Source organism: Nostoc sp. UIC 10890 (assembly GCF_054786515.1).
In genome coordinates, this window is the sequence record NZ_JBSGKF010000001.1 from 3898515 (window position 1) to 3914795 (window position 16281).

General features: G+C 43.1%; 13 protein-coding genes and 1 pseudogene. 6 read left to right on the top strand and 8 right to left on the bottom strand.

Annotated elements, in window-relative coordinates; translation table 11 throughout:
* Positions 1–42: 42 nt before the first annotated feature.
* Together wecB and ACWATR_RS15920 are read right to left on the bottom strand one after the other, a co-directional pair.
* Positions 43–1173, bottom strand: a complete 1131-nt coding sequence (gene wecB, locus ACWATR_RS15915; RefSeq protein ID WP_460334149.1) for a non-hydrolyzing UDP-N-acetylglucosamine 2-epimerase — start codon at positions 1171–1173, stop codon at positions 43–45.
* A gap of 523 nt (positions 1174–1696) precedes the next feature.
* Complete coding sequence (locus ACWATR_RS15920; protein WP_181927651.1) at positions 1697–2068, bottom strand: hypothetical protein; 372 nt, start codon at positions 2066–2068, stop codon at positions 1697–1699.
* A 729-nt stretch (positions 2069–2797) separates the two neighbouring features.
* Here ACWATR_RS15920 and ACWATR_RS15925 point away from each other — a divergent pair.
* Positions 2798–4069 (top strand): type IV pilus twitching motility protein PilT, encoded by a 1272-nt coding sequence (locus tag ACWATR_RS15925; RefSeq protein WP_460334152.1) that lies wholly within the window; start codon positions 2798–2800, stop codon positions 4067–4069.
* A 56-nt stretch (positions 4070–4125) separates the two neighbouring features.
* Here the strand turns inward: ACWATR_RS15925 and ACWATR_RS15930 are convergent, their stop codons facing one another.
* The 3 genes from ACWATR_RS15930 to ACWATR_RS15940 all read right to left on the bottom strand — a co-directional run bounded on the left by ACWATR_RS15930 (position 4126) and on the right by ACWATR_RS15940 (position 7360).
* The gene (locus ACWATR_RS15930) at positions 4126–5145 is read right to left on the bottom strand and encodes a zinc-dependent alcohol dehydrogenase family protein (RefSeq protein WP_460334155.1); all 1020 of its coding nucleotides are present in this window, start codon (positions 5143–5145) and stop codon (positions 4126–4128) included.
* Positions 5146–5253: 108 nt separating this feature from the next.
* Entirely contained in the window at positions 5254–6204 is a 951-nt protein-coding gene (locus tag ACWATR_RS15935; protein WP_460334158.1) for a GNAT family N-acetyltransferase, read from the bottom strand.
* Between the two features lie 133 nt (positions 6205–6337).
* Positions 6338–7360 (bottom strand): tetratricopeptide repeat protein, encoded by a 1023-nt coding sequence (locus tag ACWATR_RS15940; protein WP_460334161.1) that lies wholly within the window; start codon positions 7358–7360, stop codon positions 6338–6340.
* Between the two features lie 122 nt (positions 7361–7482).
* On the opposite strand from ACWATR_RS15940, the gene ACWATR_RS15945 reads away from it, so the two are divergent.
* Both ACWATR_RS15945 and ACWATR_RS15950 read left to right on the top strand, forming a co-directional pair.
* A complete protein-coding gene (locus ACWATR_RS15945) occupies positions 7483–7773 on the top strand; it encodes a hypothetical protein (protein ID WP_460334164.1) in 291 nt (96 codons plus the stop codon).
* A complete protein-coding gene (locus ACWATR_RS15950) occupies positions 7770–9650 on the top strand; it encodes an ABC transporter ATP-binding protein (protein WP_460334167.1) in 1881 nt (626 codons plus the stop codon). Before ACWATR_RS15945 ends, ACWATR_RS15950 begins: the two co-directional genes overlap by 4 nt.
* Before the next feature lie 392 nt (positions 9651–10042).
* Here ACWATR_RS15950 and ACWATR_RS15955 read toward each other — a convergent pair whose 3' ends face one another.
* The 3 genes from ACWATR_RS15955 to ACWATR_RS15965 form a co-directional block, all read right to left on the bottom strand.
* Positions 10043–10231, bottom strand: a complete 189-nt coding sequence (locus ACWATR_RS15955; RefSeq protein ID WP_460334171.1) for a hypothetical protein — start codon at positions 10229–10231, stop codon at positions 10043–10045.
* 133 nt (positions 10232–10364) lie between these two features.
* Positions 10365–12269: a molecular chaperone DnaK gene (gene dnaK / locus ACWATR_RS15960; RefSeq protein WP_335043889.1), complete on the bottom strand. Its 1905-nt coding sequence runs from the start codon at positions 12267–12269 to the stop codon at positions 10365–10367.
* A gap of 436 nt (positions 12270–12705) precedes the next feature.
* The gene (locus ACWATR_RS15965; protein ID WP_460334177.1) at positions 12706–13512 is read right to left on the bottom strand and encodes an SDR family oxidoreductase; all 807 of its coding nucleotides are present in this window, start codon (positions 13510–13512) and stop codon (positions 12706–12708) included.
* 261 nt (positions 13513–13773) lie between these two features.
* Between ACWATR_RS15965 and ACWATR_RS15970 the strand changes: the two genes are divergently transcribed.
* The 3 genes and pseudogenes from ACWATR_RS15970 to ACWATR_RS15980 all read left to right on the top strand — a co-directional run bounded on the left by ACWATR_RS15970 (position 13774) and on the right by ACWATR_RS15980 (position 16130).
* Positions 13774–13941: a hypothetical protein gene (locus tag ACWATR_RS15970; protein ID WP_460334180.1), complete on the top strand. Its 168-nt coding sequence runs from the start codon at positions 13774–13776 to the stop codon at positions 13939–13941.
* A pseudogene (locus ACWATR_RS15975) lies at positions 13919–14458 on the top strand (sensor histidine kinase); the annotation flags it as partial. The gene ACWATR_RS15970 and the pseudogene ACWATR_RS15975, both read left to right, overlap by 23 nt.
* Positions 14459–14657: 199 nt before the next feature.
* Positions 14658–16130: a sensor histidine kinase gene (locus ACWATR_RS15980; protein WP_460334183.1), complete on the top strand. Its 1473-nt coding sequence runs from the start codon at positions 14658–14660 to the stop codon at positions 16128–16130.
* Positions 16131–16281: the final 151 nt, after the last annotated feature.

Sequence of the window (16281 nt, forward strand, 5' to 3'; positions counted from 1 at the left end):
CCCTGAAAAACAGAAATTTTGCATTTTGTTTAATCTAAGTTTCTAAGTTGATGTTTCTGATGAAATACCCAAATAATTTTGCACAATCTGCAAAATTCGCTCTGCTGCATGACCATCCCCAAAAGGATTGATTGCATTTGCCATTGCTTCATAAGCATCTGGATTGCTGAGTAACTCCGCAGTAGCTGCAAAAATGTCCTCACTCTTAGTGCCTACAAGTTTGGCTGTACCGGCTGCAACCGCCTCTGGTCTTTCAGTGGTATCTCTCAAAACCAGTACTGGTTTTCCCAAACTGGGGGCTTCTTCTTGCAAGCCACCAGAGTCAGTAAGCAAAAGATGCGATCGCCCAATTGCTCCCACCAATTCGCCATAATCTAGAGGTTCTGTCAAGAAAATTCGGGGATGATTCCCTAAAAGCTCCTGCAACGGGACTCGCACAGTCGGATTGCGGTGCAATGGTAGCAGCAAAGCTGTATCAGGAAACTTGTCTAAAATTTGTAAAAAGCTCTGAGCGATCGCTTGTAGGGGTTCTCCCCAATTCTCCCGACGATGAACTGTTGCTAACAGAACTCGATATGATTCCCAATCTAAGCCTGGGACATTGCAAACTACTTGAGTTGCAGCGACACTTAACAACGCATCAATTACCGTGTTACCCGTCATGTGAATTTCACCCAAAACACCAGAACGATGCAAATTTTCCACAGCCCAAGGAGTCGGCGCAAAATGCAACTGAGTAATTTGAGAAATCAACCGCCGATTAGCTTCTTCTGGATAAGGATTGAATATATCATCAGTTCTTAATCCTGCTTCTACATGGCCAACAGGAATTTTTTGATAAAAAGCTGCCAAAGCTGCGGCAAAAGCCGTGGTAGTGTCTCCCTGCACGATTACTAAATCTGGCTTTTCCACCTTGAATAACGCTTCTAACCCTTGTAAACTGCGGCAGGTAATATCATTTAAAGATTGCTGAACCTGCATAATTTCCAAGTTATAATCTGACTTGATATTAAACAGTTGCATAACTTGCTCAACCATCTCCCGATGCTGTCCAGTTAGAATTACTTGCAACTCAAAACCTGAATATTTCTGGAAAACTTGAATGACTGGAGCTAGTTTAATCGCTTCCGGGCGAGTACCTAAGATAATGCAAACGCGTTTTTGATTAGTCATTAGTCATTAATCATCTGTAATTTGCCAATGGTTATAGTCAATGGTCTGTGATCAATAGTCAATAGTTGGCGGTCAATCATCACATAAACCATAAATATAAATGGATAAATCACACAAAATTTGACGAAGAATTCAGAAGTCAGAATGAGCTAAACCTTAGCTATCCGCTAACAGGAGTCAGAATGAAGACGCGACGCTCGTTCGCGTAGCGTGTCGCAGACAAGACTCGCTATCAGTGGGGGATTCAGAACCCGCCACTGTCTTGTTGACCACTAAATATACAGATTTAGTGGGGGTTTTAAACCCCTGGATTCATACACCAGTCGCACAAAATACCCAACTGAATTCTGACTCCTGAATTCTGTTTCGATAAAAAACCCGGCTTAACCGGGCAGACGCACTGTTTATCGAATTCAACTGTAATGACTACTTAATCTCACAAGTTCAATATTATGTCTAAAGAGCATGAAAAAACCCGGCTTAACCGGGCAGACGCACTGTTTATCGAATTCAACTGTAATGACTACTTAATCTCACAAGTTAGAGGGCAAGCAGCGTAAACAGTAGTCTGCATTTGGTCTGCCTCTCCATGCAGCCAGCTTAACCATTTAACTTCACTAGGATGAACTCCCTTAACAGTTAGCACACCCGCAGCCAATACAACTGCCATGACATTAAACATTATTAGAGCGCCTGCTACAAGCAAAACCGCACTAACAGGCATCACAGATTGCAAGATAATCGACAACAGACATCCGACCGTAGCCATCAAGACAACTAGTGGAAAACCCACAACCAACAAGCATACTGCTAATGTAAAAGTCCATATTAAAAAGCTTTTAATCATCAACAAGGAGTAGGTCTTTCCTAGATTAGAGCTTTGAGCAGAAACCATGACTTTTCCTCCTAAAATACAGAGCATATTTTAATTTCAGTCTTATCTCACTTTTCGCGAGTAAACTGAATTGTTTCAGTGAAATTCAGTATATAAAAACTAATCGGGAAAATGAGCATTCGTTTACTAAAGTTTACAGTTAATTTTTTGTAATTGTGGATATAAAGTCAAGTTTCTATCTATTAAAAAAACTTCTTTTCTGCATCTACCTTAAGGCATATAACCTAAAAGGTATGAGCTTTTAGCCTTGATCCCCAGGACATTACTCCTATTCAACTTAACATTTCTTATAAAAACTAGTAGCGATTCTCATAATTCATAGATGGGCTGAATAAATGATCTGCTAGTATTTGTGCTGTTAATTGCTGGTAATTCCTATCCATACCTGAGATAAATTTCTCATCTAAGGACTTAGAATATTTACTTTATATTTAATTGTATTAAATTATACGTAAATTTCTATGTATATTTGTCAGGGTGTTTTGAGTCCTTACGTGTGTTAAACCAGTTTAGATAGGTTAAATAATTTATCCAAATCTTCTGAATAGTGAAATCTCAGGAAAAAAAGATACCAATTGAGGTGGATAAAATGGATTGATCGTCGTTCTGGACTTTCAATCGCCTCCCATCGTCGCTAGTGCTGACAGACAAGCATTCTCCAAAAGTCATCGAAGCAAGTGACTTTACTTCTCATTAATTCAACTTTTTAACTGCCAAATGTGAAGATATATGACAGAATCACAGTCTCCATTAAATTCTAGCTCTGCTGCCGGACGTAACGTGCCACCAATGCCGCCGCCACCACCTCCAACGCCAACCTTTAGTACACAGCGGCAGATGACACAAACATTGGATATGTCAACCAACCCTCCTGTCGCAGGTCATCGTCCGGGTAGTCCACCGCCAATACCGACTTCAGCCCGCCCTCAAAACAGCGTTCCACAACTCACTTTAGCGAAGTTAATCAGAGAAGCTTACGATCAAGGATATTCTGACTTGCACTTGGGTGTAGGTGAAGTACCCCGCTTCCGCAGCCGAGGAGAAATTCAATCAACGGATTATCCAGAAACAGATAAAGAAGCTTTTATGAATTGGTTGCGGGAGGTGATGAGTGAGGGGGAAATTCAGCGCTTTGAAGAACATTTAGAATTTGACGGAGCAACTCAATACGACTTTGCTCGTGTGCGGATTAATGTTTTTGGCTCCCTCAAAGGGGCTGCAATGGTGTTGCGGTTGATTCCACTGAAAATTTTAACTATGGAACAGTTGAATTTACCGCCAGTTTTTCGGGATATTTGTCATCACCACAAAGGTTTAATTTTGGTGACTGGACCCACTGGTTCTGGTAAATCTACCACAATGGCAGCGATGGTTGACTACATCAATAAGGAGATGGCCAAGCATATCATCACCATTGAAGACCCGATAGAATTTGTCCATCAAAGCCGCAAGTCTTTAGTCAAACAGCGGGAAGTGGGAATGCATACCCGCAAATTTGACAACGCTTTGAAAGCAGCTTTGCGGGAAGACCCAGATTTGATTCTGGTGGGGGAAATGCGGGATAAAGAAACAGTTAACACCGCCCTAAAAGCCGCTCAGACAGGTCACTTAGTCATGGGAACCCTGCACACTAATAGCGCTGTCAAAACCATTGAGCGGATTCTTAATCTCTACTCTGGTGACGAACAGGATGCAATGCGGGTGGCAGTTTCGGAGTCTTTAGTGGCAGTAATTGCTCAAGGCTTGTGTCGCACAACTGACGGTAAGCGGGCTGCTTTCCACGATGTGCTGATCAATACTGAGGCGATTAAAGAATGGATCAAAGATGGTAAGTATGATGAAATTGGCGAGTTGATGAAACAAGCTAGTTTTGACGGCATGATTACGATGAATCAGTCGTTGCTCAATCTCTATCAAGATGGTCGCATTACTGAAGAAACTGCTTTAGAAATGTCGCCAACTCCTAACGAAATGGCGCAGTTTCTCCGAGGTCGGGTTTAAGATTAAGCATTGGAGATTAGGGATTGTCTCGTTCTCAGTTTATGACTGGGAACGAGTTAGTTATGAATTAGGCTGATCACTACTTTACCGAAGTGAGCTGCACTTTTGAGGTAATGATAAGCCTCTCGTGCTTCAGTGAAGGGGAAAACTCGATCAATAATCGGTTTGATTTGATGCTGTTGCATCACCTGATTCATCGCCTCAAACATTTCTCGGCTGCCAACATAAATTCCCTGAACGGTTAAACTCTTAAAAAGTATTGGCATGGGGTCAATCTCACTTCCTCTGCCTGACAATAGGCCAATCAAGCTAATACGTCCTCCAATGCGGACTGCTTGTAGCGATTTTGGCAGAGTACCTGCACCGCCTACCTCAACTACATGATCTACACCTGTGCGATTAGTCAATTGGTAAACTTGCTTTTCCCAATCTGGTGTTGTTTTGTAGTTGATTGTCTCATCAGCACCAAGCTGTTTCGCTCGCGCCAATTTTTCATCACTGCTGGAAGTAATAATCGCTCTAGCACCATGTATCTTGGCAAACTGGAGAGCAAAAATTGAAACTCCTCCAGTACCGAGTAATAAAATACTATCACCCGCGCGAATATTGCCTTTTGTCACTAGTCCATGCCAAGCTGTAACTGCTGCACAGGGCAAAGTTGCACCTTCAATGTAGGATAAATAGTCTGGTAATATCACCAAACCATCTTGGTGTAATACGACATACTCAGCTAGCATTCCATCGATACCGCCTCCGAGATCAGATTTCATTTTCTCTTTGGTTAAAGAGCCATAAATCCAGTCTTGGAAGAAAGTACCCGCTACGCGATCGCCTATTTTGACCCGTGTCACACCTTCCCCCACCGCCACAACTTCTCCTGCACCGTCAGATACGGGAATTAACGGATATTTTTGTCCAGCACCGTAAGCTCCTTCAATCACAAGTAAATCGCGGTAATTTAAGGATATTGCTTTAACTTGAATGAGAACTTGTCCAGCTGCGAGTTTTGGTTCAGTGCGATCGACTAATGCAAGGGCATCAATCCCGGCGTTGCTTTGAATTTCGTAAGCTTTCATAGAATTTATTTGTCAATAGCTCAAACAGCAAGGAGTCCCCTAGCATATCTGTATTCGCATTGGCAGCGCGAGGAATTGCACTTCTGCCCCTGCCTCCTGCCTCCTAGGCTATCGCCAATCATCCAGGGCAAAAACATCTGGGCGATTGAATCCCGGTTCATTAGGTCTATGCATTGCAACTCCGATGATTTCACTACGAAAACCACGAGCAAGCATCCTGCGGTAAGCTTCGTCTCGACTCGTATTCACCCCAGCGATTAAACGTGACATTTTTTGAGCCGCAGTCAATGCTTCACACAAATCCAATAACTGCTCGAAACGTTGCCCTGCATTGTTGCCAGAATATACTGCCCCAAATCGGACAAAGCAAGTATTACTACCTGCCTCAGTACCCGCCCCATAGTGACAAACTGCAAATCCTGCCAAGCTTGTATCATTCCATAACAACACCGTATCACCCAGTCCTTGAGCTTGAACTGTGAGAATTTCCCGTGATAAATCTAGTCCTTCATAAATAGAATTAGTGAGTTGATCAATTGCTTTCAGACTTTGGATACGTTCATCCTCACTCATCTGTGAGTATCTAGTTCCTTGAGGTATTGGCTGTAATTGCTGTAATTGCTGTACTTGCTTTGCCAAAATCGCAGTGAGAAAACGCAGACGGAAGCCAAATTTTTGATATAGTACGTGATGCTTAGGACTTTGAGCAAAAGTAAACAGTCCTGTCATTGGAGTATTCCACTGGTCAAAGCAAGTTGTGGCAGCTTCAACCAGACGTTGACCTACTCCTTGGTTCCAAAAGTCAGGATGAACGCTTAATGGCCCAAAATAGCCAAAGCTCCCCCAATTCACCACCAAGTTAGACCCGATTAATTTTCCGTCTACCTCAGCAGCAAATGCCGCATTCGGATCAGTTTTCCAGCGATGGTGGATGTAAGCAGCATCCCCATAAAACTCGGTTGGTTCAGGTAGTCCTAACAAAGTGCCAAAGGCCAGCCGAAAAATATGGTCAGCAGCAGCTAACTCATTCTCTTGGAGTAATCGGATAGAAACGTTCATCTCTTTGTTATGTTGAGAGCGCTAGGTTCTATCCTATTACTTAGAGTTATGCCAAGTTACAAACTTTTTAGGACGCGGGGATACGCAGGTTAACTTGAAGTTAAAAGGGCGATTAAAAACCGCCCTTGTAAAGCTATAGAGAATCTATGAACTGCTGTACTTTTTCCAGGAGTGGCTGATGTTCGATTTGCTCTGCTAACTCCTGGGCATTTTGGTAGCACGATCGCGCCAACTTTTTGCGTTTGGTTGTGGCGTAAAGGCTTCCCATATTCAGCAAGGTTGAAATTTCCCCTAGAGAATCACCCAGTTGTTGATAAATTGTTATGGCTTGTTTGTAGAACTTCATGGCTTGCCGGTGCTGGGCCAGGGAACTGTAGGTAAAACCAATGTTGTGGAGGGTTGTTGCAACGCCTGCGCGATCGCTAATTGCCTGACGTGTCAAAAGAACTTGATAGTAAAGCAACAGCGCTTGTTTGGGTTTTCCTAAATCATGATAAATAGAAGCAATGTTGTTTAAGGTGGTTGCTTCTGCGAGCAAATTCTTGATAGCTCGTTGAATTGGCAGTGCTGCTTCAAAAAATTCTAGCGCTTGCTCAAACTTGCCTAAGACATTGTAAGCAAACCCAATGCCATTTAGGGTTGTTGCCTCACCAGAAAAGTCACCTAACAATCGCCGCATCCTCAAAATTTGATGTTGTAGCAACAGCGCCCGTTTCGGTTCTCCCAACCGCGTATAGATTAGCGCTACATCATTGAGAGTAGAAATTTCTCCTTGAGAATCTTGCAATCGTCTAAAGATTGGTAGTGATTTGTCAAAATATTCCAACGCTTGCGAAAAGCGTCCAAGACGGCTGTAGGTAGAACCCAAATTGCTAAGTGCAGTTGCTTGTGCTGGCGCGTTGCCAATTTCATTAGCAACCGAAAGCGCCTGATGAAAGCGCTCTAATGCTCTTTGAGGTTGCCAGCAACTGAGGTGGGCTAAACCAAGGTCGTTTAATGTATAACCTTCTCTGGCTCGGTCTGGAATTGCTCTAGCCAAGTGTAAATTCTTGGTAGCCAGGTCGAGATACTCTTGAAATTTCCCCCGCTGATAGTAGCGGTTTGCTTCATCACGACGTTGTTCCCACTCTTTGACTTGATTTAAAGGTTGCGTCATCTGACCTCAGTTGCACTCTGCGATAAATAGGCAGGACATCTTTTAGGAATGAACCTCTCTTAGGTTTCCCAAATTTTAACCTTTATCTTCTATCTTTAGATATAAGACGTAAACAGAGAAGTATGGTATTATTCCATACTTACAAAGATATATATGAAGCAATTAATACAAATAATCCAGTAAAAGCGCACAGCTATACGCTTGATCAAGGAAGGCATGGAGGAATGAATACTGCCTTGAGTAAGAATGCTGCGACTTCTTGGGAGCAAGTTCATCCAAATCTTGAGGAGTATAGGGTCTTAGTAGCAGTCTTGCGGTTTCTATCTCAGGCATGGTATCGGGGTAGCAAGACAAACACTACTTTAAACAAGCGTGTTTTTTTCCAAACATTAAATATAATGCTCTTACTATGAGCATCTACCAATCTCTCAAAAAATCTTATACCCAAGACCGACGGCGTGAGAATGACTGGCGGTTGTTTTTGCGTTTAGTGCCCTATGCCCGTCGTAGTGGACGGCTATTGGCGCTGTCAATGTGCTTACTCGTACCGATCGCGCTAGCTAATGCCATACAACCGCTGTTGATTGGCCAAGTAATCTCTCTGATTCGCAACGAACCAAGCACTTACGAATTTCTTAGGAATCGCCCCTTATCTCAAGGGCTAAATATCCTAGAGGGATTATTGGTAATTGCGATCGCAATCCGATTGATTTTGACGGGCTACCAAGGTTACATAGTACAGAAGCTAGGACAACAAATCACCGCAGCAATTCGCCAAGACTTATTCCAGCACGTCACATCGCTAGCAGTACGGTTTTTTGACCGCACGCCCGTAGGTAAATTAATCACCAGAATCACCAGCGATGTGGAAGTGTTAGGCGATGTCTTTTCGACTGGGGCAATTGGCATTGTATCCAATTTGTTTTCCATGCTGGTGATTTTGGGTTTAATGTTTTCCATCCAATGGCAACTTACCTGCTTGCTGCTAGTGATGTTATTACCAGTTACCTGGGTCATTGTTTACATTCAGCAACAGTACCGCAAAGCCAATTACAAAGGGCGGGAAGAACTTTCTATATTGAATTCACAGTTACAAGAAAATGTGGTTGGCATTAATGTAGTGCAGTTGTTCCGCAGGGAAAAATTTAATGCCGAATTGTTTCGTACCACAAACAGCCGCTACACTCAGCAAATGGATCAAACCATCTTTTATGATTCATTTATTTCAGCAACCTTGGAATGGATTGGGCTGATTGCGATCGCAGGTGTTTTGTTGATGGGTGGTTGGTTACTCTTGGGAGAAAGCTTGACTTTTGGAACTTTATCTGCATTTATCTTGTATGCCCAGCGATTATTTGACCCTTTAAGGGATTTTGCGGAAAAATTTACAGTAATTCAAGCTGGTTTCACTGCCATTGAGCGCGTAGGCGATATATTAGATGAACCGATAGAAATCCGCGATCGCGCCAATGTCCGGTTCTCAATATTTGATGCCAAATTTGGCTACATAGACGAAATCTTGGCAAATCTAGAATCCCCAGACCTCACTTCCCCCCCAGAACTGGGAGAAATTCGCTTCGATCACGTCTGGTTTGCTTACAAAAATGATGATTACGTAATTAAAGACTTAGATTTCACCATTAATCCTGGTGAAAGAGTGGCATTAGTCGGCCCTACAGGTGCGGGTAAAACTTCGATTATCCGGCTTTTGTGCCGCCTCTACGAACCCACCCAAGGACGCATTCTCATTGATGGCGTCGATATTCGGGAAGTGCCACAGGCAGAACTGCGGCGCTACATGGCAGTAATTTTACAAGAAGGCTTTTTGTTTGCTGGCGATGTTAAAAGCAACATTTCTTTAGGAGATGGCTATACTATTGAACAGATTCAACAAGCAGCAGAAGAAACCAACATTGCCCAGTTTATAGAAGAACTACCGCAAGGCTATGATACTCAACTTCGAGAACGGGGGACAAATATTTCTAGTGGTCAAAAGCAACTTTTAGCCTTCGCGCGGGCTGCCATTCGCAATCCCCAAATTTTGGTACTAGATGAGGCTACTGCTAGTTTAGATGTTGGCACAGAAGCTTTAGTTCAAGAGGCATTAAACCAGCTTTTGCTTAGACGTACCGCCATTATTATCGCTCACCGCCTGTCTACAATTCGGAATGTAGACCGGATTTTTGTTCTCAAGCGTGGCGAATTAATCGAACAGGGAAGTCACGATCAACTACTGCAACAGGAAGGCCTTTACGCTACTTTGCATAATTTGCAGATGTTGGGAACTTAGGATATTTTCAGAATTATCCCAAGTTTGAGATTAGATATCAATTTATTAGAAAATTCAGAAATCTTGTTATTTCCAATAAAAAACCCTACTGTTGATTAACAGTAGGGCAAATTTATTAATTGTGTCGTTTTCTCAAACTTGCCAATTAAGTAAACATTAAATTTAAAAAATTGCTAAATATTGCACGAGATCAACTATCTAATCTATCCCTTATAGTTTCAAGCGACTAGCTTATGTTTACTTTTTTAGGTATAGATATAGCTACAAAATAAAAGTGCCGCATTCCGGATTATGCCCTGAATATATGATTAAAAGCAGCTTAATATTAGACATTGCCTTCCTGTCAAATTTAACGCTGATTACAGAGCAACTACCTTTAGGTATGGGTTAATCTAAAATCTAAAATTCAAAATTGATTGACCTATCACTTTTGGGGCATCAATCCGCAGACTCATCTGCTCACAACGCACAGTTAACCAAGGCTGACCTAAACCCATTTCAGAAAAAGGACTTTCGGCGGGGATTTCTAACTTAGAACCAATCAAACCCAACACAGACTCAAATTCAGCAGAGAATATCAATAACTCCTAATTCTTGTACAGACACGATTAATCGCATCTCTCCTAACTCCTTAAAAAAATCCCCACTCAGGGATTTGTCTGAGTGGGTAATATGAGGTGGAACAAGATAATCTTCCCAACAGAAGTGGGGGAATTATTTGCTCTCTGTAAAATCAGCGTCAATCACATCATCACCGCTACCAGAACTAGATGTAGAACCGCTATCTTGAGGTTCAGCACCAGGTGCAGCACCACCACCAGCTTGTTGATAGATGTTGCTACCAACAGCGAATAGCGCTTGTTGCAATTCTGGAGTCAGCTTCTTGATTTGCTCATCGTCTTCTTTAGCAACTGCTTCCCGCAGTTCTTTCACTAAACCTTCGACTTTGGTCTTGTCAGCATCGGGAACTTTATCGCCCAATTCTTGTAACTGCTTTTCAGCTTGGTATGCCAAAGAATCGGCTTGGTTCTTGCGTTCAATCTTCTCACGCCGCTCTTTGTCAGATGAAGCGTTCTGTTCAGCTTCTCTCACCATCCGGTCAACGTCATTTTTATCCAGGGTGGAAGCGCCAGTTATGCTGATGGACTGTTCTTTACCAGTGCCTTTGTCCTTAGCGGTGACGTTAAGGATACCATTAGCGTCAATATCGAACACCACTTCAATTTGAGGGACGCCGCGTGGTGCAGGAGGAATACCATCGAGGCGGAAGGTTCCCAAGCTCTTGTTATCGTTAGAGAATTCGCGTTCACCTTGCAGAACGTGAATTTCTACGTTGGTTTGACCATCCACAGCGGTGGAGAAAACTTCGGATTTTTTGGTGGGAATTGTTGTGTTGCGGGGGATAATTTTGGTCATCACGCCGCCTAATGTTTCCACACCCAAAGATAACGGTGTCACGTCTAACAGCAAGATGCCAGTTACATCACCAGCCAGTACGCCGGCTTGAATGGCTGCACCAACTGCTACGACTTCATCAGGGTTGACGCTTTGGTTAGGGTCTTTACCCAATACCTGTTTCACAATCTGGTGGACTGCGGGAATACGGGTAGAACCACCAACTAACACCACTTCATCGATATCGCTCTTGGTTAACTTGGCATCCCGGAGGGCGTTTTCCACAGGAATACGGCAACGGTCGATTAAGTCAGAGCAAAGTTCTTCAAACTGAGCGCGAGTCAGGGTTGTATCCAGGTGCTTGGGCCCATCCTGGGTAGCGGTGATAAATGGTAGGTTAATTTCTGCTTGGGTGACGCTAGAAAGCTCAATTTTGGCTTTTTCTGCGGCTTCAGTCAGACGTTGTAAAGCTTGTTTGTCTTTCCGCAGGTCAATACCTTCGGCTTTCTTAAACTTCTCTGCTAAGAAGTCAACTATTTTTTTATCGAAATCGTCACCACCGAGGTGGGTATCACCGGATGTGGCTAGTACTTCAAAAACTCCATCTCCTACTTCCAGCACGGATACGTCGAAGGTACCACCACCAAGGTCAAATACGAGAATGGTTTCGTTACTCTTCTTGTCAAATCCGTATGCCAGAGAAGCAGCGGTAGGCTCGTTGATAATCCGTAGAACTTCAATCCCGGCAATTTTACCAGCGTCTTTTGTCGCTTGCCGCTGAGAGTCGTTGAAGTATGCAGGAACAGTGATTACAGCTTGGGTTACAGTTTCACCCAGGTATTTGCTGGCATCTTCAACTAGTTTGCGAAGAACTTTTGCAGAAATTTCTTCAGGAGCAAACGGTTTACCAGCTATCGGACAATCTAATTTGACATTGCCGTTGCTGCTCAGGACTTTGTAAGAAACTTCCGTAGCTTCGTTACTTACTTCATCGTAGCGGCGACCGATAAAGCGTTTGACTGAGTAAAACGTATTTTCGGGGTTCATCACCGCTTGGCGCTTGGCGATTTGACCAACCAAGTTGTCGCCATTTTTCGCAAATGCGACTACTGATGGTGTTGTCCGAAAACCTTCAGCATTAGCAATTACTGTGGGTTTACCACCTTCCATCACTGCCACGCAGGAGTTCGTTGTTCCTAAGTCAATTCCAACTACTTTTGCCATTTTAGGTGCTGGCTCCGTATAACTACAAATGAATGAATGAGAATATAAAGGACTAAATTTTGAACCAACAGGGTCAATAAATCAGCCAGTTCAGCATGAATACCTTTGATTTGGCTTTTCTGGGGTTAAAACTCCAGATATGCTGATATATATACTGAAGCTTAGTGGTAGCCAGTCCATGAAGGGTGGTTTCCCGAACCTTGCTTAGGACGGTTAAACTAACTAAATTATGTTTTTAGTTGGTTCATGGATTAATTTGCTTTCACTATGTCTAATGTATGAGAATTAATACTTTCAGCAATTAGGGTGAACCGTAACGTCCGAGTGGTGTTTGCCGTCTTTAGAGGCAATAAACTACAGAAACACTGAGGATTGGGCATGGAACATGGGGCATGAGGCATTGAATAAAATATGACACTCAGCACTTAGCAGTTACTCAGAGCAAAGAAAAAAGAGTTTCCCAATCAATCACAGGTGGTCTTTGTCCTTGGTTGACTATTTCAAAAATTTTCCTAGAACTACTTGGGTAAAAAAGGCATTCTACACAAGCATTTGCTACATCAATTCGGCTGGTATCACCCGCAAGTGTATCTCCAGTGCCTACGACCACACCATATTTACCCCCTGTTTTTGCCTTGAGGAGGGTGTTGAGGTCGTATGAGGTATAGGGGCCGTCAATGAGGCGTCCTGGGCGGATAATGGTGTACGGTAATCCTGAATTAATAATGGACTCTTCGCCCTTTTGTTTGGCATCCAACACACCAAAGGCATTAAGAATATTAAAAGGAAACTGATTTTTACGGAGAATTCCACAGGAAGAAACGAAAACGAATCGCTGCAAATTCCGGGGTGCTGCTGCTACTAGATTGCTTACACCTTGGGCATCGACCTTTTCCGGACTATTCTTTGCTTTTGCTTGACTAGATTTGGGGTTAAGGAAAGTGATCCCCCATTCAAGCAAGTTCGGGGATTGCTCAAATTCCCATCGCTCAGAGGGAAAGGCAGTGGTTCCAGTACAATTTATGATGTGGGTGACATCTGGCATTGCGGCTGGCAGCGTAGCTGGCTGGCGGATGTCACCAACGGCAATTTCTACTCTTTGGTTAAACATCTCTTCAGCTTTGGCGGCATTGCGTGTCAGGACACGAACTTTCACGCCCTTTTCTAGTAACTTGCCTACCACTAGTTGCCCTACTCCACCAGTAGCACCAGCAACTAGTACTAAATCTTTAACTGAATCCATAAAGTACCTTTGAGATAGTCTATTGCTAATCTACCTAAAAAAATGCGATGTCTATGATCGGCTACCCCTAAGTAAATCGCCGAAATAGACCCAGATTAAAGATTTTGCTAATGGTTATTGACTCTGTAGCTTTCAGGCTGACAACTGGGAATTTTAGGAAAAGGGTAAACTCCCCAAAACTGAATTAGCACAGTAGCCAGTACTTGAGGTTTCGAGCAAGCAATGAAAATTAGTTAAAAATTAATTTTGGGTGTTCTAGGAATGGCTACTCTTTCAGGAATAATTGGTGCAATTAGTGCTCATCAACAATTGAAGATAGCTAAATATCTTGCTCAACAAGAGGCTGAAGAAGTTGCTGGACTACTAGGATATTTTGTAAGTTATGAGCTTGAATACCATAAAATGCGATCGCAAGTTCAAAACGGTTGATCTACATGAAGGAATCGACAGTACCCTGTTAATTTTACAACACCGGATCAAGGCACAAAATAATCGCCCTGAAATTAAAGTGGTTAAAGAATATGGTGAAATGCCTAGAATCCAGTGTTTTGCAGGGCAAATGAATCAAGTATTTATGAACCTCTTGGGAAATGCAATCGATGCTTTAGAAGAGTGTTTCCAAAAAGAACTTTGTCCAAATCCTTTGATTCGCATTTCTTCTGAACAGGTAAACGAAAATGTGATTATTCGGATTACTGATAATGGCTCAGGAATTCCAGAAGCAATCCAGTCGCGTTTATTTGACCCTTTTTTCACCACAAAACCAGTTGGTCAGGGCACTGGTATGGGATTATCAATCAGCTACCAGATAATTACTGGAAAGTATGGTGGATCTTTGCAATGTATTTCATCGCCTGGACAGGGTGCAGAGTTTGTAATTGCAATCCCGATTCGAGCAATGAATTCAGTACAATTATCAATCTGCGATCGCCATGTCTATAAGTAAAAGTCAGTGCGAGTGTTTTTCAGCCCATAACTGCGTAGGCGTAGCCCGTCGTAGACATCGCCCTTAGAGCGGAAATTGCGCCCGAATTGTTCGGTTCTACCACTGTCACCAGTACACAAATGGCTATAACCTCTTAGGTAGTAGTGAAATGTCTACCCTAGACGCTGTTAGTCGCTCTTGAATTAAGGGGTAAAAGCCTGTGTACAAATGGATATTGCCAAGCCTGAGCGAAATCTTGGCTGAAAATCAATCAAGTATAGCTGAATGTTCACCTGCCAAAGCAGAGCGGCAGTGGCGTGTCAGCCTAGCAGCGACAGAACATTTGCTATTAAAGACTTTAGTAACTGCCTCGGTTAACACAACCCAAGGATTAGTATTAGCTGCACCTGCACCCTTATTTAGTCAGCCAAAACTGACTCAAAGCTTAGAAACAGTCACTTTTACGGCAAAACCATTTAACCCCTTGGCGCTGATGCCATTTCAGATGCCATGTGCGATGCCTGGGTTGGAATACGCCAACGAGTCTGTAAATGAAGAAATTGCTCCTCATGAATCGGTACTTCCCTTACTACCTGCTGATCCACTCGGTGCAGAACAGTTTTGCTTAGTTTTTACAGATAAATTTAGATTAGTGCTGGTTTTAGCAACCCACAAAAACGGTAAAAAAACCTTTTCATTTTCTTTTGAACCAGAGGTAGTACAGCAGGCTTGGCGATCGCTAGGCGCAAGGGTAATGCTCGCTAATCCAGAGTTCTTTGCCCGCCTGGATGCATTGGTAGAACAGTATTCCCCGGTAGCACCAGACTACCGCATTATGATTGAGTTTAGCCAGTTGCTGCTTCAAGAAGTAACAGAACCAGAAGAGACTAGAGACTCTTTACTAGGAACTGGAGACAAGGAGAATAACCCATGTCCAATGCCCAATCCCCAATGCCCAATCCCCACTGCCCAATCCCCAAATCCTGATGTAGAATTGCTCCAAGCTTTCGCTCACGAAGTCCGCACACCTTTAACCACGATTCGCACTATGACTCGTCTGCTGCTGAAACGGCGAGACTTAGATCCTAGTGTGATCAATCGCTTAAAAGTTATCGATCATGAGTGTACCGAGCAAATTGATCGCATGGAGTTGCTGTTTAAGGCAGCAGAACTAGAAACTACTACCTCAGCAAAATCCTCAAAAACTCAACTCACGCCGATGTCTTTAGATCAAGTGTTGCAGCAAAGTATTCCCCGTTGGGAACAAGCAGCACATCGGCGGAACTTAACTTTAAATGTTGTTTTACCTCAGCAACTACCAACAGTGGTGAGCAATCCCACCATGCTGGATCAGGTACTTACTGGTTTGATGGAAAATTTTACTCGCAGTTTACCCGCAGGTAGTCATATTCAGGTACAAGTTATCCCGGCTGGAGATCAACTGAAGTTACAATTATCGCCCCAATTTGGGTGCAAAGATTCAAATAAAGCGGCCATGCCTGCAACACCACCAATTCGCAAAGCCCTTGGTCAACTGCTGATGTTCCAACCAGAAACGGGTACGATTAGTTTGAATATCGCCGCAACCAAACATTTATTCCAGGCGATCGGTGGCAAACTGATTGTACGCCAGCGTCCACACTATGGGGAAGTTTTGACGATTTTCTTGCCTTTAGAAGTTAGCAATAAATAGAAACCAGGAGTCAACAAGGAGACATATCATATCTGCATCAAAATACTTAAATAATAGCTAAGTGTTGAGCGCTGTACATGGATAGCGGGGCGTTGAGCCAGTGCTGAGTAAAAACCAGTTGTTCAATACAATTCAGATAAGACCAAAACAC